A 21,132-nucleotide genomic window follows, 5' to 3' on the forward strand; every position below is an offset into this window, starting at 1 on the left:
CACCGCCCGGAATCGCCCTGCCGTCCGGCGCGCACCGGATCGCGGCCCACAGCACTCCCGAATGCCCGCGCGGCGTCAGGTCCGGACCCGCCGAGCGGGGAGCGGCGCCGGCCGCCCACTAGGGTCTTTCCGGTGAGACGCAGGCAGAAGCCGCCGCTACCCAAGCGGCACGGGCTGGACCCGGCCCGGTTGCGACTGCCCGACGAGGGTGAGTGGGCGACCATTCGGGACCATCTCGTGGAGCGGCTTCCCCGTGTTCCCGCCGCGCGCATCGACGAGTTGCTCGGCGAGGGCGGCATCGTGGACATGGACGGGCCGATCGCGCCCGATGCTCCGTATGTACCGGGCGGCGCGATCTGGTTCCACCGCGATCTGCCTGTCGAGACGACCGTGCCATTCGATATCGGGATCGTCTATCGGGACGACACCATCCTGGTCGCGGACAAACCACACTTCCTCTCGACGATCCCGCGTGGGCAGCACATTCTGCAGACCGCGCTGGTGCGACTGCGGCGCGAGCTCGACCTGCCGGATCTGGTTCCGGCGCATCGGCTCGATCGAGGGACCGCCGGGCTGGTGCTGTTCATCGTCGATCCGGCCCGTCGCGGCGCGTATCAGACCATGTTCCACAACCGTGTGGTGCGCAAGGAGTACGAGGCGATCGCACGGTTCGATCCGGAACTCGAGCTGCCCCGCACGCTGATCAGCCGGATCGTGAAGGAACGACAGGTGCTGCGCGCCTACGAGGAGCCCGGCGAGCCCAATGCCGAGACCCATATCGAACTGCTGGAGCGGCGCGACGGGCTCGGACGGTACCGACTGAAGCCGCGCACCGGGCGCACCCATCAGATCCGCCTGCATATGAACAGCATCGGCATTCCGATCCTGGGCGACGATTTCTATCCGGAGCTGACCGACAAGCCCGTCGACGATTTCACCCGCCCGCTGCAGTTGCTCGCCTCTGCGCTGGAATTCACAGACCCGTTGACACGCGAGCCGCGCCGCTTCGAAACCACTCGCAGCCTGCGGGCCTGGCATGATCCCGACGGCTGGGCCACGGGCGCACCGGTGCGGGAATCGCTGGATTGACCACATTCGAAGCGCGTTCCAAGTTTCCGTACGTACACTGGCCGGGATGTCTCGAAACGATAACGGAGCGGTCGCCGTACTCCCGGACACGTCCGCCCCGACCGGCCATAAGATGCACGCCTACATCGACGTGGCTGTCGTTGTCATAGTTCTGACCGGCACGAACCTCATCGCGCACTTCACCACGGTATGGGCCAGCATCTTCACTGTCCCGATTGCCGCGGTTGTGCTGGTCGGCATGGTTCGCCGCCGCGGATTGGGCTGGGCCGAACTCGGTCTCGCCCCGAGCCATTGGCGACGCGGCTCGGTCTGGGCACTGGCCGCGGTCGCCATAGTGCTGACCGCCGTCGCCATCGGCGCACTCCTACCCATGACCCGGCCGTTCTTCCTGGCCGATCGCTACGCCACCATCTCCGGCGCGCTGATCGCCTCGATGATCGTCATTCCTTTGCAGACGGCCATTCCGGAGGAATTGGCTTTCCGCGGCGTCCTGCACGGCACCCTCGATCGAGTCGTGGGCGCGCGCGGGTTGTTCGCGGCCGGATCCATGCTTTTCGGACTCTGGCACATCGCGTCGTCGTTCGGGCTGACGAGCGGAAACAAGGGACTGAGCGGATTCCTCGGCAGCGGAGTCGCGGGACAGATCCTCGGCATCGGGCTCGCGGTCGTGGCGACCGCGGCCGCCGGTGCGGTCTTCACCTGGTTGCGCCGCCGAAGCGGAAGCCTGATCGCGCCCATCGCACTGCACTGGTCGGTGAACGGTGCGGGCGCGCTGGCCGCCGCCGTGGTCTGGCATACGACCCTGCGCTGAGGCTCCCCGCGACCGACCCCCGGCGGCGATGTCTCGTCCGCGAGAGAGGGGTGGGCCGGCTGACCTGGGAACAGAGGATGGTGGCCAGCCGGCCCGGGACGGTTCGGGACGGCGTGACCGCCCCGAGCCGAGTCTTTCCGGTGACCGGGCTTTACGAGCCCAGGAAACCCAGCGGCCCGGCGCCACAGGTGGCGCTGCCGGTGATCGTGGGCTGCAGCACGTTGACCTTGAGCTCCCACGCCGAACCCTGCAGGGTCGAAATGGTATGCGTCCCCGCACCCTTCGGAGTCCACTGAATGGTGGCCTTGCCGTTGACCGGCTTGATCGGGCTGCCCTTGATGATGCCGCCGTTGTCGTAGAACCAGGCCTCCAACCAGTGGTCGTAGGTCGCGGTGATCTCGTAGGTGCAGGCCGCGTAGATGTTGCGGGCGTTCACCTCCAGACCCGTGGGGACCGCCGACGCGTAGGGCGCGGTCAGCGCCGCCGAGCAGGCCATCGCCGCCAGGGCGGTGACGCCGAGGCCGGCCCGCCGGGCGATCCGCTTGTCCACGGACATGGTCATCTCGAAACTCCTTGGTGCCACCCGCATCGTGTGCGGTCGGGCCGAACCATATCGGTTGTCCAGTTCAATTCGGGGCACTTTCGGGAAATAACTGAAACACGTTTCTGTCAGATAATTCGACCGAGGGCTCGACCAGCACGAAGGCCCGCCTCCCGACGTGGGAAGCGGGCCCTGCACGCATCGAGCTACCGAGGATTCCTCAGCGCGGGCCGACCTCGTCGAGGTGCGGTCGCGCGGTCGGCGACGGCGTCAACTCCCGCGCCCGAGAATCGCCGCCGTGACCCGGCCACCAGGCCACCTTTCCGATCAGCGCGGTGACCGCGGGAGTGAAGAACATCGCCATGACGAAGGCCGCGATGGCGATGCCCAGCGAGATCGCGAAACCCATCTCCGCGACAACGGTGTTGCCCGCCAGCATCATCGAGGCGAACGACCCCGCCAGAATGAGACCGGCAGCGGCCACGGTCGGACCCGTGTGCTTCACCGCCAGCGCCGCCGCGGTGCGCGGATCGTTGCCCTCGCGGGCCTCCTCACGCAATCGGGCCACCATGAGGATGTTGTAGTCGGTGCCCAGCGCGACCACGAACAGATACATGATCAGCGGCAGCGTGAAGATCAGACCCGAATGCCCCTGGATCCGCTGGAACACCAGCACCGCCGAACCGAGCGTGGCGGCGAAGCCGAGGAACACCGAGGCCATCAGGTACCAGGGCGCGACGAGACTGCGCAGCAGCAACGCCAATACGAGCATGATCAGCACGGCGGCCACCGGGAACACCACCGTGTAGTCACGGTTCATGGCGTGCTTGAAGTCCACGAACACCGAGGTCATACCGCCCACCTCGGCCGTGGTTCCGGGCGGCGCGGAGGAGTGCGCGGTATCGCGCAGCGGGCCGCTGACCGTATCGAGCGCGGCATCCGATTCCGGTGCGTCCGACAGCGTCACCTGATATTCGGCGGTCGACTTGTCCTTCGAGAGCGCGGGCACCGACACCTCGCCCACGCCGGCGACGCCCCTGAGCGCACCCTGGTATGTCATCAATTGACCGGCGTTCAACTCCCCGCCGTTGTCACTGTGCAGGTAGACCTGCGAGGGCTGAGTGGTTCCCGCGGGCATGCCCTTGAGCATCACCTTGCTGTAGACCACCGATTCCGAGGCGTTCGAGGTCGAGTTCGAGCCCAGATCGAAGGTCGGATTGAAGCCGAACACGAACGCGCCCAACACGATGAGCAGACCACCCGAAGCGGCGGCGAACACCGCCGGGCGACGTCCGAGCGACTTGCCGATGGCATCGAAACGCGCGCCCGCCGGCTCGTGCTGCCAGGCCTTGGAGGGCCAGAACACCTTGGTGCCCAACAGCGAGACGATCGCGGGGACCAGCGTCAGCCCCGCCAGCAGCGCGACCGCCACCGCGATGGCCAGGGCCGGGCCCATGGCGCGGAACATGCCGAGGGTGGAGAGCGTCAGCGCGCCGAAGGCGATGATCACCGCGGCGGCCGCGGACGTGATGGCCTCGCCGACCCGGGCGACCGCGCCGATCATGGCGTCCTTGGCATCGTCGCCCGCACGCAGTCGCTCCCGGAATCGGAACATCAGGAACAGGATGTAGTCGGTGCCGACGCCGAAAAGCACTACCGACAGCAAGGATTGGATCGAACTGTCGATCTTCAGGTCGAAGGCGTGCGCCACCATGGCGATCAAACCGTTGACGATCATGGATACGCCGACGATCACCACGATCGGCAGGAACGCGACCACGGGGCTGCGGAAGATGACCAGCAGCAGCACGATGATCAGCAGGATCGTCACCACCAGAATGATGAACAGGGCCTTGTTGCCCGACTCCTGCTGATCCAATTGCGACGCCGCCGAACCGGTGATGCCGGCCTTCAGATCGGTGCCGTTCACCTGCTCGGGCAGGGCATCACGCAGCGCCTCGACCGCATCGGTCTGCCGGGTGTCGCTCTGGCTGGTCACCTTGGTCATGCCGACGGCCACGATCTCGACCAGCCGGTTCTCCGACGGGGGCGCCGCCTGAATTCCGTTGATATCCGGTATTTTTCGCTCGGCGAGCTTGGTGGCGGCGGCCGCGACCACCGCCTGATCGCTCTCGCTCAGCGGCGCCCCGTCGGCGCGCTCGAAGACGATGAGCGCGGCCGGGGTGGCGCTGTCGGGAAAGGCCTTCTGCTGCAGTTCCATCGCCTGAATGGACTCGTAATGCGAAGGCAGGAAGTCGGATTGGTCGGTGGTGGCGGTGAGGGTCGGGGCGGTGAGCACCACCGCCGCGATCGCGATCACCCAGGCGCCGATCACCTGCCACGGGTACCGGACGACGAAGCGTCCCAGTCGGGAGAACATGCGGGAGAAGTCCTTTCGGGGTTCGGCCGCGTAATTCAGATATCGAGAACTTGCGCCGACGGGTTCTCCATCACATCGGCGACAATTCGGTAGACCTTCGCCGGAACTCGGTCGGTCAACTCCCCGGGCGACTCCACGATCTCGAGTGTGTAGTCGCCGTACCCATCGTCGCCGATACCGAGCAGTTCACGCCAGTTCTTGAAACCTTTGGCCCAGTTGGTGATTGCGGAAAAATCCGACTGGTCGGAGGCCTTTCGGGCGGTGACGAACTCCTGCTTCTTCTCGTGATAGGCATGCTTGGTCGCCGTGCTGAAGTCCGACCACTCGAGGTAGTGACGGTGCACCACCAACTTGCCCTTGCGGCTCAGATAGACCCGAACGGCTTCGCTGCCGACCTTGTTGACCTGCTGCGATTCGGCGAGCAGGCGACCGGTGAAGCGCTGGGTGCGACCACCTCCGGGGCCGACGCGCAGCACGATTTCGCGCATGCTGTCGGCGTCGCGAATGTCGAGGACGGCGGGGAGATTCGTGGCGGTCACACCCTGCGGGGGAACCGCCTCGCCGGTGTCGCCTGATTCGTTCTTGTGCATATCGGTGGCCATTGTTTCGCTCCAATTCAACAGTGAATGCGCATATAGGCATGCTTCTACTACATGGCACCCCGGGGTTGAAATCCGTTGTGCCACATAATTTTCGAGCCTGCTCGAGCGGTTCCCATCCGCCTGCAATCACTATAAGTAGACGTATACGTATAGCGCAACCCTGACTTCACCCTGAGATTTCCCCCGCCCCTCCCCCGATACGCGAAAAGGCCCGTCTCCCTACGGAGACGGGCCTCGGGCGAACTGTGTCAGCGCCCTCGACGCTTACCAGGCTTCGGCGCACCCTGCTTGCCCTTGGCCGCGCCCGCGGGCTTCTTGCCGCCGGCCTTCGCACCGGACTGCTTCGCGCCCGCGTGCTTCACGGACTTCGCACCGGACGAGCGCGCGGCCCCCTTGCGCTGCTTGTCATTACTCTGGCCCGACGGCGACCGGGTGGTGCGCTCCGAACGGCCGCGCACGACGCCGACGAACTCCTCGATCAGCTCCGTCGTCGCCTCGGTCGGCCAGGCCAGCACGATCTCGGTATCGGGCACCCCGGTCATGGTCAGATAGACCAGATCCTTGCGATGGTGCAGACGCGCGATCGAATGCGGCACGATGGCCGCGCCACTGACCGCCGCGACCATTTCCATGGTCATCTCGGCGTCGTCCAGATCCGAGGCGTCCTGCATCCGCTCGTCGGCGAGCTCGGCCATGCCGACCTGATCGAACACCGAGAGCGGATGATCCTTCGGCACCACCACCACCGGGACCTCGCGATAGAGCGGGATGATGCTCAGACCCGCACGCTCGATCGGCAGGCGCACGAAGCACATGTCCACGCCGCCCTCGCGCAGTGCGCTCTCCTGCTCCCTCATCGGGATCGGCACGAGTTCGAGCCGGATATCGGGATACCGGGCCGCCCAGATGCGCTCCCACTTGGTGACCGTCACGCCGGGGACGAAGCCGACCCGCAACCGGTCACCGTCCTGAGCCGAGACCCCGGTGTCCGCGTCGGCAGCCGCGGCGACGATCTCCCTGGCGGCTTCCAGCAGCTCGAGGCCCTGGTCGCTGAGCTGGGTCGGCTGGGCGCCGGGCACGAACAGCTTCGTCCCGAGTTCCTCCTCCAGATCGATCACCGCGCGGCTCAGGCGCTGCCGCGCGATTCCGAGGCTCTGGGCGGCACGCGCGAAGTGCAATTGTTCCGCAACCGCGACGAACCAGCGCAGTACCGTGACATCGAGCTCGTCGAACCGGCTCGCGTCCAGCCCGTCCGGCCGATGCGAGGCCCGCTCGTGGTCGTCCTCTGCTGCCGCCTCCGGGCCGTGACCGCTCATGCCGTCCAGGTTATTGCACCGCAAGGTGGGCGCCCTCGGCCGCGCCCGATACCCTTGACCAGTGAGCCCGGACAAGAACCCTCAGACCATGAAGCCGCTGACCGCTGCCGCCAAGCTCGGCATCTACCTCCCGGCAACCCCTGAGGAATTCCGGAACTCCACCATCACCCGCGCACAGCTCGAAGAGCTGCGCGGCAACCCGCCCGAGTGGCTGACCGAACTGCGTCGCACCGGGCCCTTCCCGCGCGACGAGGTGGCCCGCAAACTCGGCATCTCCAACTCCGGACTCTCCCGTGCGGGCGTCTCGGACGCGCTGACCGCCGACGAGATCGCGGCCCTGCTCGCCGAGCAGCCGGACTGGCTGGTCAAGGAGCGCGAGAACCTCGTCACCGTGCGCAAGGAAGCCGACCGCGTCAAGGAGAAGGCGGCCGAGCGCCGCGCCGCCTCCAACCGCCCGGCCAAGAACCTCTTCGGCGAAAAGTAGACATCGGGTAGCGCCTGGAACGGTTTCGGGCGACCTGGTTTATCGATGGGAAAGGCCCGTCCCCCGTTGTGGGAGCGGGCCTTTCACGTGCGTTGCCGCGATCCGCGCGAGAAGTACGGCGCTACACGCGATTCGAGGCACGCGAAGCTGTGTTCAGCGCCCCCGGCAACGGCAGTGCTCAGGCGAGATACAGGGTTCCGATTCCCGCGACGACCGCGACAGTGGCGGCCACCCGGGCAGTACCGAACCGTTCACCGAAGACGAAGGTGCCGATCAGCGCGCCCACGATGATGCTCGATTCGCGCAGGGCGGCGATATCGGCCAGCGCGCCACGGGTTTGCGCCCACAGGATCAGGCCGTAGGCCACGAAGCTGAGCACGCCGCCGATGAGGCCGATATGCCATACCGGGCGCAGATCGGACCACAGTCGACCGCGACGACGACCCAGCGCGTACAGCGGCACGGCCAAGCCCTCGAGCAGCATCAGCCAGCCGATATAGCCCAGCACACTGCCGGATTCGCGCACACCGATGCCGTCCACCGTGGTGTACGCGGCGATCATGACACCGGTCACGACGGCCGCGCCGATCGCCGACGGGCGACTCGGATTCTTGCGCTGACCCCAGAACACCAAGCAGGCCAAGCCGATCGAGATGAGCAGCACCCCGGCGATCTGCCCGCCGCGCGGTGTCTCGCTGAACAGCAGGGCCGCCGCCACGGTCACCACCAGCGGCGAGGTTCCGCGCGCCAGCGGATAGGTCTGGCTCAGATCGCCGAGTCGATACGACGCCATCAGCAGCACGTTGTAGGCGATATGCAGGATCACCGACGCGCCGAGGTAGATCCAGGACCGCGTATCGGGCGGCGCCGCCCACAGCACCAGGGGAATCGCGCACAGTGACCCACCCGCGTTCACCAGCGTGATCGACACCAGCTTGTCGGGCACCCAGTGCGCGATCGCGTTCCACACCGCGTGCCCGCACGCCGCGATCAGCGTCACGATCAGGACCACGGCGGGCACGCGCGGGGAAAAACTCAGCGCGGCAACGGTATCGGTCGAGGAAAGCAGGACATCAGCAGCCATCGGTCAGCACTCTCTGTCATCAGCCCCGTGGTGCGGGCATGGTGAGTAGAAGTACTCCAGGCTTTTGTCCCTTGATATGGCGGCGCGATCCAGGCGGATCCCCCCGTGGCGTCGCTCGGACCAGCCCTCGCAGACCTGATTGTGGGCACTGACTGACGGCCTGCTCGCGGAACCCTAGACGCTTTCACGTTCCCCCAGACCCTAACACCGGCAGCGTCCGGCCCCAGCCGCCTACCCGAGGGCCGTGGCCGGCTGCACCATTCGGCATCTGCCTTGTACCTCAACTCCTACGCCGCTGCCGGTATGCTGCCCTGGCCTCCGGCGTACCAACCGGAGTGTCGCGCAACACTTTCGGGGAGATTCAGCAGTGTCCGAACAACTCGGCCGGATATCGATCGCGACCAACGGAAACGGCGTCTACTGCCGCGACTGTGGCGCGACACCGGCCGCACCCATTCAGATCCGCGGGCACCGGGGGCTGATCGTCTACATGAAGTTCCTGACCGCCCACGGCCCGTTCTGTCGCGACTGCGGGCTGGCGACCTACCGTCGAATGACCGTCGAGAACGTCTGGTTGGGCTGGTGGGGGGCTTTTTCCATGGCGATCAACCCGATCACCATCATGATCAATCTGACTGCCCACCAGACACTTCAGCAATTGCCGCCACCCATTCCGGGTAGCCCGGGGCAACCGGCGGATCCTGGCAAACCATTGCTGCGCAGGCGCTCGTTCATCGCTTTTCTCGCGCTGTTCGCGCTGTTCTGCAGCATCTCTCCCATCCTGAGCATCCTCACCCTCATCAAGGGCGACCGCCCGGAACCGCACCCCACCCCCATGGCCGGACAGTGCGTGCGTGGTGAGGGCAGCCGTGGGGTCAGCGATCTGTCGGCAGACCTGGCCATTGTCCGATGCGACGACTCTCGAGCCGAGGCGAAGGTTCTCGCTCGGGCGAGCACGAACCCGGGCCCCTCCGCGTGTGCCGCCTACTCACGCACCGACCTCGCCCGCACCAGCCTCGCCGATCAACAGGGACCGATGCTGTGCCTGCTGTTGCTCGGCTCCGGGTAGCGCCGGCCAGGTGCACGAAATTCGCGGGCCCGCTTCCCGAATGGGAAGCGGGCCCGCGGGTTTCATCGTCGGGGCGTCAGCAGTACTCGCAGACTCCGTTGGCGGGGAGCTGGATGAAGCACTGGGAGCAGACCGGGGCGCGGACGGGCTCGGGCTTGGCTTCGGGGACGGGAACGAAGGTGGTGGCGCGGCGGGTGGCGGCGACCTTCGGGGTGAGGGGCGGGATGCCGAAGTCGGCGGGGACGTCCGCGCCGAAGGCGACGTAGCACTGCCAGCGCGCGTAGGCGGCGTGCAGTTCGAGATCGGCGGGAACGGGGAGGGCCGCCAGTTCCAGGACGTATTTGTAACTGTCGCTGACCTTGTGGTTCTGCTTGACGCAGAGTGCGGGCAGGGGCGGTTCGCCCGCCGAATGACAGCGGCGCGCCACCTTGCGCAGGATGGCGTCCATCCAGGTGCGGGTGGGGGCGTCGGTGTGCACACCCGACATTTCCTGCACTCGCTCGGCCAATTCGTTGACCGTCACGAAATGGCCGTAGCCACCGGCGGTTTCGGCGAGCACCTCATGGGCGGCAAGCGCCCAAGCCACAGCGGCCTCGCGGAATGTCACCGCCTCGTTGTCGTCCGCCCGCCAAGCACCCGAAGTCGTTGTCGCTGCATCCCTCATAGCCCTATAAAGGTAACGTCTCGAGCGACCGACACGCTAATACCGCGCCGCTACCGGTGAGATCCAGCCGACACGAACCGCGCGGTATGGCTGAAAACCGCCGGGGCACAAACGAAACGAAGGCCCGCTTCCCAATCGGGAAGCGGGCCTTCATGTTTCACAGCGACTGAATCAGTCCCGGGAGCAGCCTTACTTGGCGCGCTCCAGGACCTCGACCAGACGCCACCGCTTGGTGGCGGACAGCGGACGGGTCTCCATCAGCTGCACGAGGTCGCCGACATTGGCGGTCTCGTTCTCGTCGTGCGCCTTGACCTTCGAGGTGGTGCGGATGATCTTCCCGTAAAGCTTGTGCTTCACGCGATTCTCCAGCTCGACCACGATGGTCTTGGTCATCTTGTCCGAGACAACGTAACCCTTGCGGATCTTGCGCTGTCCACGCTCTTCTACAGTGGCCGGCGTCTTGGCCGGGCCCTTTACGTCGCTCATGCGGCGTCTCCCTTGCCTTCAGGACCGGAGGCCAGGCCGAGCTCGCGCTCACGCATGACCGTGTAGAGGCGCGCGATCTCGTGACGGACCACACGCAGGCGCCGGTTGTTCTGCAACTGGCCGGTCGCCATCTGGAAGCGCAGGTTGAACAGCTCTTCCTTGAATTCACGCAGTTTGGCGACGAGTTCCTCTTCGGAAAGCTCGCGCAGCTCTGCAGCCGGTGTTCCGGTAGCCATCAGAACTGCTCCTCCCTGGTCACGATCCTGCACTTCATGGGGAGCTTGTGCATCGCGCGGCGCAGGGCCTCACGAGCGGTCTCCTCGTTGGGGTAAGACATCTCGAACATGACCCGACCGGGCTTCACGTTCGCGATCCACCACTCCGGCGAACCCTTACCGGAACCCATGCGGGTTTCGGCCGGCTTCTTGGTGAGCGGGCGATCGGGGTAGATGTTGATCCAGATCTTGCCGCCACGCTTGATGTGGCGGGTCATCGCGATACGCGCCGACTCGATCTGACGGTTGGTCACGTAAGCCGGCTCCAGAGCCTGGATTCCGAACTCGCCGAACGACACCGAGGTGCCGCCCTTCGCCATACCGGAACGTCCCGGGTGGTGCTGCTTACGGTGCTTGACCTTGCGAGGCATCAACATAGGTCAGCCCTCCTGGGTCGTCTCTGCCGGTGCCTCCGCGACGGCAGTCGCGGCGCGTCCGGCTTCAGTGCTGGTCGCCGTGGTGCCCTGGGCACCGGAACGACGCGGGCGGCTCGGCCGCTCACGACGATCGCGACGGTCGCCGGACGGAGCGGCGGTCGCAGTGACCTCACGCTTGCCACCGACGATGTCGCCCTTGTAGATCCAGACCTTCACGCCGATGCGACCGAAAGTGGTGCGCGCCTCGTACAGGCCGTAGTCGATGTCCGCACGCAGGGTGTGCAGCGGAACGCGACCCTCACGGTAGAACTCCGAGCGCGACATCTCGGCGCCACCGAGGCGGCCCGAGCACTGCACGCGGATGCCCTTGACGTTCGGCGAACGCATGGCCGACTGGATGGCCTTGCGCATCGCGCGGCGGAACGCCACACGGTTCGACAGCTGCTCGGCAACACCCTGAGCAACGAGCTGCGCATCCGACTCGGGGTTCTTGACCTCGAGGATGTTCAGCTGCACCTGCTTCTTGGTGAGCTTCTCCAGCGCCGCACGGATGCGATCGGCCTCGGCGCCGCGGCGACCGATGACGATGCCCGGACGGGCGGTGTAGATGTCGACCCGCACGCGATCACGGGTGCGCTCGATCTCGACCTTCGAGATTCCCGCGCGCTCCATGCCGGTGGCGAGGAGCTTGCGGATCTGAACGTCTTCCTTCACGTATTCCGCGTACTGCTTGTCCGCGTACCAACGCGACTTCCAGTCGGTGGTGATACCGAGGCGGAAGCCATGGGGATTGATTTTCTGTCCCATTTACTTTTCCCCTCCCTTCCGGCGGTTGCGAGGGGCGTTGGAAAGCGAAGGCACGCTCTCGACCTCGATGGTGATGTGGCTGGTGCGCTTGCGAATCCGGAACGCACGGCCCTGGGCCCGCGGCTGGAAACGCTTCATGGTCGCGCCCTCGTCGACGAAAGCGGTCGAGATGACCAGCGTCGCCGGGTTCAGGCCGAGGTTGTTCTCGGCGTTGGCCGCGGCCGAGGCCACAACCTTCGCGACCGGCTCACTGGCAGCCTGCGGAGCGAACCGCAGGATGTTCAGCGCGTCTTCGACTCGCTTGCCGCGAACCAAATCCACGACCCGGCGCGCCTTCATGGGCGTCACACGGACGTGCTTGGCGGTTGCGCGCGCGGTCGGGTTCTGAGTTTCAGTGCTCATCGCCGCTTGCTCTTCCGATCGTCCTTGACGTGGCTACGGAAGGTCCGGGTCGGCGCGAATTCACCGAGCTTGTGACCAACCATGTTGTCCGACACGAACACCGGAACGTGCTTACGGCCGTCGTGCACCGAGAACGTGTGACCGATGAAGTCGGGAATGATGGTGGAACGACGCGACCAGGTCTTGATGACCTGCTTCGTGCCCTTTTCGTTCTGAACGTCCACCTTCTTGAGGAGGTGGCCGTCGACGAACGGACCCTTTTTCAGGCTACGTGGCATGTCTAACCTCCTCCTTAACGCTTCTTGCCGCGGCGGCGGACGATGAGCTTGTCGCTCGGACGGTTGGGCTTACGGGTGCGGCCCTCGGGCTTGCCCCACGGGGAGACCGGGTGGCGACCACCGGAGGTCTTACCCTCACCACCACCGTGCGGGTGGTCGACCGGGTTCATGACCACACCACGCACGGTCGGGCGAACGCCCTTCCAGCGCATGCGGCCGGCCTTGCCCCAGTTGATGTTCGACTGCTCGGCGTTGCCGACCTCGCCGATGGTGGCGCGGCAGCGCACATCGACGCGACGGATCTCGCCGGAGGGCATACGCAGGACGGCGTAGGCGCCTTCCTTACCCAGCAGCTGGATCGACATACCGGCCGAGCGGGCCAGCTTGGCGCCGCCGCCCGGACGCAGCTCCACCGCGTGGATGGTGGTACCGGTCGGGATCGAGCGCATCGGCAGGTTGTTGCCCGGCTTGATGTCGGCGCCCGTGCCGGACTCGATCTTCGTGCCCTGGGCGATGCCCTTGGGCGCGATGATGTAGCGCTTCTCGCCATCCGCGAAGTGCAGCAGGGCGATGTTCGCGGTCCGGTTGGGGTCGTACTCGATGTGAGCGACCTTGGCCGGGATGCCGTCCTTGTCCGCACGACGGAAGTCGATCAGACGGTAGGCGCGCTTGTGGCCACCACCCTTGTGACGAGTGGTGATGCGGCCCTGCGCGTTACGGCCACCGGTCTTCGACAGGGGACGCAGCAGCGACTTCTCGGGGGTCGCGCGGGTGATCTCGGCGAAGTCCGAGACCGATGCGCCACGACGACCGGGGGTTGTCGGCTTGTATTTACGGATTGCCATGAGTCTTCTCTACTTTCTGGATTCCCAGGCGCTTACGCGACCGGGCCCCCGAAGATCTCGATGGGCTTGCTATCGGCCGAGAGGGTCACGAGTGCGCGCTTGGTGCTCTTGCGCGTTCCGTAACCGAATTTGGTCCGCTTGCGCTTGCCCTGACGGTTGGCGGTGTTGACGCTGGTCACCTTGACGCCGAAAACCTTCTCGACAGCAATCTTGATCTGCGTCTTGTTGGAATCCGGGTGCACGATGAACGTGTAGGTGCCCTCTTCGATCAGCCCGTAGGACTTCTCCGAGATGACCGGCGCCAGCAGAATGTCGCGGGGGTCGGCGATGGTGGTCACTTGCTCTCCTCCTGTGCAGCTTCGGCGGGGCCGTGCACGAAGGCGTTGAGCGCCTCGACGGAGAAGATGACCTCATCGGCCTTCAGCACGTCGTAGGTGTTCAGCTGATCGGGAGCGATCGGGTGCACGTTCTGCAGGTTCGCCACACTCTTCCAAGTGGTGACGTCCTCGCGGCCCACCACCACCAGAATCTGCTTGCGGGTGGACAGCTCGGCCAGGAAGCTCTTGGCAACCTTGGTCGAGGGGGTCTGACCCGTAACCAGTTCGGTGATGACGTGGATGCGCTCGTTGCGAGCACGATCCGACAGGGCGCCACGCAGTGCGGCGACCTTCATCTTCTTGGGCAGGCGCTGGCTGTAGTCACGCGGCTGCGGGCCGTGGACGGTGCCACCACCGGCGAACTGCGGCGCACGAGTCGAACCCTGACGGGCGCGGCCGGTGCCCTTCTGCCGGTACGGCTTCTTGCCACCACCGCGGACTTCACCGCGGGTCTTGGTGGAATGCGTACCCTGACGAGCGGCTGCACGCTGGGCCACGACGACCTGGTGCATCAGCGAGATGTTGGCGGTCACGTCGAAGATCTCCGCGGGGAGCTCGACGGTGCCTTCGGTCTTGCCGCCCGGCGCCTTGACCGGAAGCGTGAGGCTGGACTTGGTCGCAGCATCTTTCTTAGTGCTCACAGCGCTCATGCCCGGGCACCACCCTTCACTGCACTCTTGACGATCACGACGTGGCCGCGACGGCCCGGGATCGCACCCTTGATCAGCAGCAGACCGTTCTCGGCATCCACCTTGTGGACCGTGAGGTTCTGCGTGGTCACGCGGTCGCTACCCATACGGCCCGACATGCGCATGCCCTTGAACACGCGACCCGGGGTGGAGCAACCACCGATGGAACCCGGACGACGGTGCACAGCCTGCGCACCGTGCGAGGCGCCCTGGCCCTTGAAGCCGTGACGCTTCATGGTGCCGGCGAAGCCCTTGCCCTTGGAGGTGCCGGTGACATCGACGAAGCCGCCTTCGGCGAAGGCATCGGCGTTGATCTCCTGGCCGACCTCGAAGGAGGCGGCGTCGGCAACGCGGATCTCCGCGATGTGGCGACGGGGAGTCACGCCGGCCTTGGTGAACTGGCCGGAAACCGGCTTGTTCACCTTGCGCGGGTCGATGGCGCCGTAAGCGACCTGGACGGCCGAGTAGCCGTCGCGCTCCACGGTGCGAATCTGGGTAACGACGTTCGGGCCCGCCTTGACGACGGTCACGGGAACGACGCGGTTCTTGTCGTCGAAGACCTGCGTCATACCGAGCTTGGTGCCCAGGATGCCGGCGGCCGGACGAGTCTTGTTGTCAGTCATAGTCGAAGTCCCCGTCACTGGATATTGACGTCGACGGAAGCCGGAAGGTCGATACGCATGAGCGCGTCAACGGTCTTCGGCGTCGGGTCGAGGATGTCGATAAGCCGCTTGTGGGTGCGCATCTCGAAGTGCTCGCGCGAATCCTTGTACTTATGCGGCGAACGGATGACGCAGTAGATGTTCTTCTCGGTGGGCAACGGCACCGGACCGACGACGCGTGCGCCGGTGCGAGTCACCGTCTCGACGATCTTCCGCGCAGACGCGTCGATCGCCTCATGGTCGTAGGCCTTGAGCCTGATGCGGATCTTCTGTCCCGCCACGCTGAGTGTCCTTTTCTCCGCTTACGTCGTGATCCCTGAGCTTTCGCTCCTGAATCACCCTCATTTGCCAGCCCGAACACACGAAGACGCATCAGCCACCACACGACCGGCCCACCTGGGCCGTATCCATCGCCGCTGTTCATCTGTCATGGTTCTATCCGGTCCACGCGGTCGGGCGTGTCGCTTAACGACTCATTCCTCGGCCCTGGATGAAACTTCCATCTGGCCTCGGAACCGGTGTTCCGGACGCACCCGCGCCGTATTCAGCCGGGTACAAAATTGGGTCTCACTTACCCACTACCTGCGACGATTCATGGAATCGGCACAACACGGTCTGGGCAACCCGAACAGTATGCCTCGAGCGTGGGCGGTAGTTCAAATCGCCCCCCACTTACCCTCACGGGCCGATGGCGCTGGTCACACGTACCGGTCGGTGTGACCCGGGCGAGCCGTCCGCCGAGCCCCTCAACCAGCCTGTCACACCCGGCCGAACCGCTGTTCACCGTGAACGAGTCCACCATGGCCGGCGTCGACCGCGCCCTGCGCAGACTTCTCGACCTGCAGTAGGACCGGCGCTTCCGAAGAACTTACTTCTGAGTAAGATACGGATATGACGAACGAGACCGCCACCTACCGCGGCTGGAAGAAGCTCCCCGACAACCGCCTCGGCCACACCCTGTTCTCCCTGGGCATGGTGGCCCGCGTGCCGTACTTCGGCACCGTCCTTCCGACCGTCGTGCGGCTGGAGCCCGGCCTCTGCGAGGTCACCGCCCCCAAGTGGTTCGGCATCCACAACCACCTGAGCACCTTCCACGCCATCGCCGCCTGCAACCTCGCCGAGGTGGCCATGGGCATGCTGTCCGAGGCGACGGTCCCCGGCACCCACCGCTGGATCCCCAAGGCCATGAACGTCCAGTACCTCGCCAAGGCCAACTCCAGCCTCCGCGCCGTGGCGAAGCTTGCCGAGATCCCCGACTTCGCCGCGATCACCGAAGGTCGGGAACTCATCGTTCCCATCTCGATCTTCGACAAGTCCGGCCTCGAGGTCGTGCACGCGGACATCACCACCTGGGTGACGCCGAAGTAGTAGGAACACGGCAAGTCTGTTGCGGCGCAACAGACTTGCCACCGTGTCCCGCGAATCTCAGACCACGGTGATCTCGGACGGATCGGGATCGAGGGGTTCGAGCGCCGATTCCGGGACACAGGGCGAGCTGCCGGTGATGCTCAAGGACCCGTCACCTTTGTCGGCATCCTGCAGCTGAAGCCCGAACCCATCTCCGGTCCGAACAACCCACACCCACTCGCTTGTGTTCTCTTCGCTCCATCCTTGGTCCGACCAGACCTTCTTGATCCGATCGAAGTAGTCACGAGTCGCCCCGGCCGGCACACCGATCACCCAGTAGGCCGTGCGCAGATAGTGCGGCCCTTCGGTGCGAACATTGCCTTCCCAGCACGGAACAGTGAGCGGATACGGCTTGTCGAACTTTCCGAGCAGCGGGCTGCCAGGCGTCTTGGACAACCCAGCACCCACGGGCAATCCACGCAACGTGTCTTTCATGAGTTCGTAGATCCGCTGCTGGGCGCGCTGAGCGGTCAGCGAGTCATCCACGTTGGATCCTTTCGAGCTACATCCGGTGGCTGCAGTCAGTACAACCGCGAGTAGGACAGTGAAACGGGCAATGCTCATTCGTAATTCACCTTCTCGAGGTTGCCGACGATGATGTGCCCCATGTTGATCAGGGATTTCGAATCGAAAGCCCAGTATTCGCTGTGCGCGCTCGGGCTGTAGCCAGGCACGTCGGCCAACTGTGGAAGTACCCCCCACACCGGCGACGGGGTCCCCGGGTCCGAGGTGAAAACCTGAGCCCCGAACCTCGTTCCCGTCGGATCGGGTCCGAAGCTGTCGGTACCCGGCACACCCGAGACAAGCGAGTAGAGCGGCACAGGGTCATTGGCGGCCTTGGTCGCGAACACGTGCAGATACTCCTGACCGTCCGGCACGTCTGTCAGGGTGAAATCCACTGCATGGTCGAGGGTTGTACCGGGACTTGCGACCAACACAACCGCATCGGCGTTCAAAGTCCGTCCGTGTCCGGCGGCGTCACCGACGACCGTTGTGCCATAGCTGTGCCCGAGGACGGTGTTCCGGGATGGATCACCCTCGTGCGTGACGCGCAAGCCCTCCTGAAATCGGTCCAACCCGAGTGCGGCCGCATCGGCGTATTTCCGATCGGTCGCGTCGGTGAGCGCCGGTGGGGAGTCGTACCCGAGCCAGGCGATGGTCACCGGTGTGCGAGCACCCGCAGCCTTCGCCTGAGAGCTCATCGCGTCGACGCGTTCCATATCCGGACCCATCTTGGCGGGCCGTGATCCCGTGCCGGGGACATACGTCGTGACATGTGTCGCCGCGTCAGGGTTGCCGTCTGCGACGACCGTGTGCACCCGCTCCCCCGTCTGACTGTCGAGGCTCAGCAGCATCCGCCCCGGATGCTTCCCGTCATGGACGATCTCGTCGATCCTGCTCAGATCGTCGTAGGACTTCGCGCGGCGCTGGGCGTCGTCGAGACGGGTTTTCCACTCGACGTAGCCGGGTCGGGTGGCCAGCCAGGAGTCGGCTTCCCGGCTGGTGCCGGTGTACTTCGCCCAGTCCGAGTGCTGTGCGGTCAGCTGTGCGACCTCGTTGTGAGCCGCGGTGGCCCGGGTCATCTCCTCGTCGAGTGTCAGGCGGTTGTAGTGGTCGCGGTCCAGGGCGGGCATGCCGTCGTGGTTGCCGAGGTATCGGTCGTGTTGCCAGAGCGCGTTCTTGTCCTCGTCGCCGAGGGTGACCCAGTAGTCGTGAAACGCGCGGGGGTCGGCGGGGAGTGTGGATTTGCCGTCGATGACGTCCTGGACCTGCCGGCTGCGTTCGCCGAGTGACACCGGCTGGGTGGTCGCGAGCGCCTTCGTGTCACCGATGCCGTCGAAGGCCCGATCGATATCGGCGGCGGTGTCCTCGAGGACCTGACCCAGGCCCACGAGAGCCTGCTTGATCGGCGGCTCGTAGACGTGTTTCGCGCGGTAGTCCAGTGCCGCTTGGGCTTTCGTGATGTCGTCGGCGGTGGCCTCACCCGGCAGCGACAGCGTGGCGTCGGGCGCGGTGACCGTCCCGTCCTCGGCGACCTCGAACTTCTGCCGCCGGGTGAGGTCGATGGCGGCGATGGCGACTCGCCGCGCGCTCGCGATCTTCGCCTGACCGGCAGTGGCGGCCGCGATAGCGGCGGTCAGCGCATCGGCGACCATGCCACCCGCGCCGGCGATGTCGGCGGAGCAGGTGCGGGCACGATCGCCCGCGGCGCCGACCCAGTAGCAGTCCGAGGCGGCGTAGTCGCGGACAACTCGATCCAGGTGGAGGTGGACCGCGTCGCGGGTGATCGTCCACTCGGCGATCTGCGGGGTGAGGGTTTCGGGAGCGATCGCGTAGGCCTGGGACGTCGTGGCGGGGACCGTCATGAGACCGGCAGCCGCGTGATGGCGTTCACGATGTTCACGCGGGCGCCGAAGTCGGTGTGGTGGAACGCGTCCACGCACTGGACGGTGTTGCCGCCGAGCGTGTCCAGGGCACTGCCGAGGATGCCCAACGCCGTCCTGGCGTCCTCCGACCGGGCGGCGCACACGGCGCCCACTCGAAAACCCGCGAAACCCGCTGTCACACCGGCGGCGGCCGTCCCTGCGGGTAGATCGGTCAGGGCTCGGCCATGCGCGCGGGCGGCATCGGCCAGAGCGAGGGCGTCGGCCTGGTCGATGCTCAGGGAGTCGGCGAGCCCGCTGGTCACGAGCTCACCGGCCGGGACCGCGGCGGTTCGCGGACCGGTTGGTCGATGGCGGACGCGGCCCGCGCGGTCGACTCGCTGATCCTCGGGTCGGCACGGAAATCCGCGAGGGCGGTGCGCGCCTGGGCGCGGGCGGCGGTCAGGGCCTGGGCGGCCAGGGCGGTGAGGCGGCGGCTCAATTCGTGGGCGCTCAGGACGCGGGCCCGGTCGTCGAGGTGGATGGTGAGTTCGCCGTCGGCACAGGCGTCCACGCGGAGCAGGCCGTCGGCGGACTCGGCCCGGGATCGGGCGGTGGTCAGGGCCTCGGTCAGCTGTTCGGTTTTCCGCTGCAGCGGATCGCTGTCGTTCTTCATCGAAACAACCTTTGGACTGGACAGTTGCTCAGAAGTTGCGTGATATCGAAATCGTATGACTCCAGATACCCGACGTTCGACCACGACCGCAGCGTTATCGCAGGTTGGCACCAGTGGCGCCACTCTCCTGCCCTCGATTCACGGGCGATTATCCGAATTCGGAAAGTGACGGACGGGCGGGGCGGGGTGTGGCCGGGGTGGGTGGGGGGCTGTTTGAATGCGGGTATGAGTGGCCGGGAGGTCGGCGGTGCGGCCGATGTGTGCGTGGTGGGGCTCGGGCCTACGGGGCGGGGGCTGGCACATCGGGCGATGACGGCGGGGCTCACGGTGGTCGCGGTGGATCCGCGACCCGAACGACTGTGGGCGCCGACCTATTCGTGCTGGGTGGACGAGTTGCCGGAGTGGGTGCCGGAGAAGGCGATCGCCAGTCGGATCGAACGGCCCGCGGTGTGGACCTCGCGGGAATTGCGGATCGATCGGGCCTACTGCGTGCTGTCCAAGCGCGGACTGTTCGAATCGCTGCCACTGGATGACGCGACCGTGGTGCGGGGACGGGCCCGGACGGTCGAGCCGCATCGGGTGGAGTTGGCGGACGGGACCGAGGTGCGGGCCGCGGTCGTGTTCGACACCCGGGGGCAGTCCTCGCCGGGCACCCGGCGAAGCGCCAGTGCGCACGGGATTTTCCTCGACGAGGAGACGGCCGCGCCGATGGTGACGCCCGGTGAGGGCCTGATGCTGGACTGGCGGCCGGAGAACGGAGCGGGCCCGGAGGAGCCACCGTCGTTCCTGTACGCGGTGCCGCTCGGGGACGGCACCGTCATCTTCGAGGAGACCAGCCTGGGTCTGCGCGGCGGCATGCCGCAGCACGAGCTACGCAAACGGACCCTGAATCGGCTTGCCGCACACGGGATTCAACTCAGAGGCGACGAGCCCACCGAGGCCGCGCACTATCCGCTGGACGAGACGCCGCCGAAAGCCGGTCGCGGACAGGTCGTTCCGTACGGCTCGCGCGGCGGGCTGATGCATCCGATCACGGGATACTGCGTCGCGGACTCACTCTCGCAGGTGGACAAGGCCATCGACGCGGTGCAACGCGGTGAGGATCCGATCGAGGCGGTGTGGTCGCGGGAGGCGCGGCTGGTCCACTGGATGCGCATGCGGGGCGTGTACGGACTGGGCCGGCTCACCACCGAGCAGTCGGTCGCCATGTTCGAGGCGTTCTTCACCCGGCCGCCCCGTCAGCAGCGAGCCCTGTTGTCCGCGCACGACGACTACTCCGCGCTGAGTGCGGCACTGTTCATGACGGTCGCGACCACCTGGCCGTTCAACTGGCGCTACGACCTGGTCGGCTGGCGTAACCGAAACCGCTGGGTGGGTTGGGATTACGGCCGCCCGGGGACGAACGACCCGCTCCCCCACCACGAGGACACCCCGGCCACCTGAGGAAT

27 protein-coding genes are annotated in these 21,132 nt (G+C 66.1%); 6 read left to right on the forward strand and 21 right to left on the reverse strand.

What is annotated here, in order from left to right; translation table 11 throughout:
• Nucleotides 1-132 precede the first annotated feature (132 nt).
• Nucleotides 133-1,089 carry an RluA family pseudouridine synthase gene (locus NJ1_RS18705; RefSeq protein ID WP_067695851.1) on the forward strand — a complete coding sequence of 319 codons (957 nt, stop codon included), beginning with the start codon at nucleotides 133-135 and terminating at the stop codon, nucleotides 1,087-1,089.
• A gap of 112 nt (nucleotides 1,090-1,201) precedes the next feature.
• Nucleotides 1,202-1,900, forward strand: coding sequence for a CPBP family intramembrane glutamic endopeptidase (locus NJ1_RS18710; protein ID WP_245717461.1), 699 nt, complete (start codon nucleotides 1,202-1,204; stop codon nucleotides 1,898-1,900).
• A gap of 151 nt (nucleotides 1,901-2,051) precedes the next feature.
• Here NJ1_RS18710 and NJ1_RS18715 read toward each other — a convergent pair whose 3' ends face one another.
• The 4 genes from NJ1_RS18715 to NJ1_RS18730 form a co-directional block, all read right to left on the reverse strand.
• Nucleotides 2,052-2,462 carry a hypothetical protein gene (locus NJ1_RS18715; protein ID WP_067695857.1) on the reverse strand — a complete coding sequence of 137 codons (411 nt, stop codon included), beginning with the start codon at nucleotides 2,460-2,462 and terminating at the stop codon, nucleotides 2,052-2,054.
• Nucleotides 2,463-2,661: 199 nt separating this feature from the next.
• Nucleotides 2,662-4,821, reverse strand: a complete 2,160-nt coding sequence (locus NJ1_RS18720) for an MMPL family transporter (RefSeq protein WP_084478477.1) — start codon at nucleotides 4,819-4,821, stop codon at nucleotides 2,662-2,664.
• Nucleotides 4,822-4,856: 35 nt separating this feature from the next.
• Entirely contained in the window at nucleotides 4,857-5,423 is a 567-nt protein-coding gene (locus NJ1_RS18725) for an EXLDI protein (RefSeq protein WP_067695860.1), read from the reverse strand.
• Between the two features lie 248 nt (nucleotides 5,424-5,671).
• Complete coding sequence (locus NJ1_RS18730) at nucleotides 5,672-6,739, reverse strand: LysR family transcriptional regulator (RefSeq protein ID WP_084478478.1); 1,068 nt, start codon at nucleotides 6,737-6,739, stop codon at nucleotides 5,672-5,674.
• A 61-nt stretch (nucleotides 6,740-6,800) separates the two neighbouring features.
• Here NJ1_RS18730 and NJ1_RS18735 point away from each other — a divergent pair, with 61 nt between their 5' ends.
• Complete coding sequence (locus NJ1_RS18735; protein WP_067695863.1) at nucleotides 6,801-7,223, forward strand: DUF5997 family protein; 423 nt, start codon at nucleotides 6,801-6,803, stop codon at nucleotides 7,221-7,223.
• 178 nt (nucleotides 7,224-7,401) lie between these two features.
• Here the strand turns inward: NJ1_RS18735 and NJ1_RS18740 are convergent, their stop codons facing one another.
• On the reverse strand, nucleotides 7,402-8,307 hold the full coding sequence (locus tag NJ1_RS18740) for an EamA family transporter (protein WP_084478479.1): 906 nt from the start codon (nucleotides 8,305-8,307) through the stop codon (nucleotides 7,402-7,404).
• A gap of 367 nt (nucleotides 8,308-8,674) precedes the next feature.
• On the opposite strand from NJ1_RS18740, the gene NJ1_RS18745 reads away from it, so the two are divergent.
• Nucleotides 8,675-9,376, forward strand: a complete 702-nt coding sequence (locus tag NJ1_RS18745; RefSeq protein ID WP_067695870.1) for an LppU/SCO3897 family protein — start codon at nucleotides 8,675-8,677, stop codon at nucleotides 9,374-9,376.
• Nucleotides 9,377-9,452: 76 nt separating this feature from the next.
• Here NJ1_RS18745 and NJ1_RS18750 read toward each other — a convergent pair whose 3' ends face one another.
• The 12 genes from NJ1_RS18750 to rpsJ form a co-directional block, all read right to left on the reverse strand.
• A complete protein-coding gene (locus tag NJ1_RS18750) occupies nucleotides 9,453-10,040 on the reverse strand; it encodes a hypothetical protein (RefSeq protein ID WP_245717455.1) in 588 nt (195 codons plus the stop codon).
• A gap of 189 nt (nucleotides 10,041-10,229) precedes the next feature.
• Nucleotides 10,230-10,526 (reverse strand): 30S ribosomal protein S17, encoded by a 297-nt coding sequence (rpsQ, locus tag NJ1_RS18755; RefSeq protein ID WP_067695875.1) that lies wholly within the window; start codon nucleotides 10,524-10,526, stop codon nucleotides 10,230-10,232.
• Nucleotides 10,523-10,762, reverse strand: a complete 240-nt coding sequence (gene rpmC / locus NJ1_RS18760) for a 50S ribosomal protein L29 (RefSeq protein ID WP_067695878.1) — start codon at nucleotides 10,760-10,762, stop codon at nucleotides 10,523-10,525. Before rpmC ends, rpsQ begins: the two co-directional genes overlap by 4 nt.
• Nucleotides 10,762-11,178, reverse strand: coding sequence for a 50S ribosomal protein L16 (gene rplP, locus NJ1_RS18765; RefSeq protein WP_067695881.1), 417 nt, complete (start codon nucleotides 11,176-11,178; stop codon nucleotides 10,762-10,764). Before rplP ends, rpmC begins: the two co-directional genes overlap by 1 nt.
• 3 nt (nucleotides 11,179-11,181) lie before the next feature.
• Complete coding sequence (gene rpsC / locus NJ1_RS18770; RefSeq protein WP_067695884.1) at nucleotides 11,182-11,985, reverse strand: 30S ribosomal protein S3; 804 nt, start codon at nucleotides 11,983-11,985, stop codon at nucleotides 11,182-11,184.
• Nucleotides 11,986-12,387: a 50S ribosomal protein L22 gene (rplV, locus tag NJ1_RS18775; protein ID WP_067695887.1), complete on the reverse strand. Its 402-nt coding sequence runs from the start codon at nucleotides 12,385-12,387 to the stop codon at nucleotides 11,986-11,988. It abuts the gene before it with no gap.
• On the reverse strand, nucleotides 12,384-12,665 hold the full coding sequence (rpsS, locus tag NJ1_RS18780; RefSeq protein WP_067695889.1) for a 30S ribosomal protein S19: 282 nt from the start codon (nucleotides 12,663-12,665) through the stop codon (nucleotides 12,384-12,386). Before rpsS ends, rplV begins: the two co-directional genes overlap by 4 nt.
• 14 nt (nucleotides 12,666-12,679) lie before the next feature.
• Nucleotides 12,680-13,510, reverse strand: coding sequence for a 50S ribosomal protein L2 (rplB, locus tag NJ1_RS18785; protein WP_067695892.1), 831 nt, complete (start codon nucleotides 13,508-13,510; stop codon nucleotides 12,680-12,682).
• Nucleotides 13,511-13,542: 32 nt separating this feature from the next.
• A complete protein-coding gene (gene rplW, locus NJ1_RS18790) occupies nucleotides 13,543-13,848 on the reverse strand; it encodes a 50S ribosomal protein L23 (protein WP_067695895.1) in 306 nt (101 codons plus the stop codon).
• Complete coding sequence (gene rplD, locus NJ1_RS18795) at nucleotides 13,845-14,537, reverse strand: 50S ribosomal protein L4 (protein ID WP_067695898.1); 693 nt, start codon at nucleotides 14,535-14,537, stop codon at nucleotides 13,845-13,847. Before rplD ends, rplW begins: the two co-directional genes overlap by 4 nt.
• Complete coding sequence (rplC, locus tag NJ1_RS18800; protein WP_067695901.1) at nucleotides 14,534-15,199, reverse strand: 50S ribosomal protein L3; 666 nt, start codon at nucleotides 15,197-15,199, stop codon at nucleotides 14,534-14,536. Before rplC ends, rplD begins: the two co-directional genes overlap by 4 nt.
• Before the next feature lie 14 nt (nucleotides 15,200-15,213).
• Nucleotides 15,214-15,519 (reverse strand): 30S ribosomal protein S10, encoded by a 306-nt coding sequence (rpsJ, locus tag NJ1_RS18805; protein WP_040804197.1) that lies wholly within the window; start codon nucleotides 15,517-15,519, stop codon nucleotides 15,214-15,216.
• A gap of 610 nt (nucleotides 15,520-16,129) precedes the next feature.
• Here rpsJ and NJ1_RS18810 point away from each other — a divergent pair.
• Nucleotides 16,130-16,606, forward strand: a complete 477-nt coding sequence (locus NJ1_RS18810; RefSeq protein WP_067695903.1) for a hotdog fold domain-containing protein — start codon at nucleotides 16,130-16,132, stop codon at nucleotides 16,604-16,606.
• A 57-nt stretch (nucleotides 16,607-16,663) separates the two neighbouring features.
• On the opposite strand, the gene NJ1_RS18815 is transcribed toward NJ1_RS18810, so the two are convergent.
• From NJ1_RS18815 to NJ1_RS18830, 4 genes are all read right to left on the reverse strand, one after another.
• Nucleotides 16,664-17,131, reverse strand: a complete 468-nt coding sequence (locus NJ1_RS18815; RefSeq protein WP_067695906.1) for a hypothetical protein — start codon at nucleotides 17,129-17,131, stop codon at nucleotides 16,664-16,666.
• A gap of 74 nt (nucleotides 17,132-17,205) precedes the next feature.
• Nucleotides 17,206-19,011, reverse strand: a complete 1,806-nt coding sequence (locus NJ1_RS18820) for an alpha/beta hydrolase (protein ID WP_067695909.1) — start codon at nucleotides 19,009-19,011, stop codon at nucleotides 17,206-17,208.
• A complete protein-coding gene (locus tag NJ1_RS18825) occupies nucleotides 19,008-19,334 on the reverse strand; it encodes a hypothetical protein (protein WP_067695912.1) in 327 nt (108 codons plus the stop codon). Before NJ1_RS18825 ends, NJ1_RS18820 begins: the two co-directional genes overlap by 4 nt.
• Nucleotides 19,331-19,684: a YbaB/EbfC family nucleoid-associated protein gene (locus NJ1_RS18830; RefSeq protein ID WP_067695915.1), complete on the reverse strand. Its 354-nt coding sequence runs from the start codon at nucleotides 19,682-19,684 to the stop codon at nucleotides 19,331-19,333. Before NJ1_RS18830 ends, NJ1_RS18825 begins: the two co-directional genes overlap by 4 nt.
• Nucleotides 19,685-19,909: 225 nt before the next feature.
• On the opposite strand from NJ1_RS18830, the gene NJ1_RS18835 reads away from it, so the two are divergent.
• Nucleotides 19,910-21,127: a lycopene cyclase family protein gene (locus NJ1_RS18835; RefSeq protein WP_067695918.1), complete on the forward strand. Its 1,218-nt coding sequence runs from the start codon at nucleotides 19,910-19,912 to the stop codon at nucleotides 21,125-21,127.
• Nucleotides 21,128-21,132: the final 5 nt, after the last annotated feature.

The sequence above is a fragment of the Nocardia jejuensis NBRC 103114 genome (assembly GCF_001613145.1).
GTDB lineage: Bacteria > Actinomycetota > Actinomycetes > Mycobacteriales > Mycobacteriaceae > Nocardia > Nocardia jejuensis.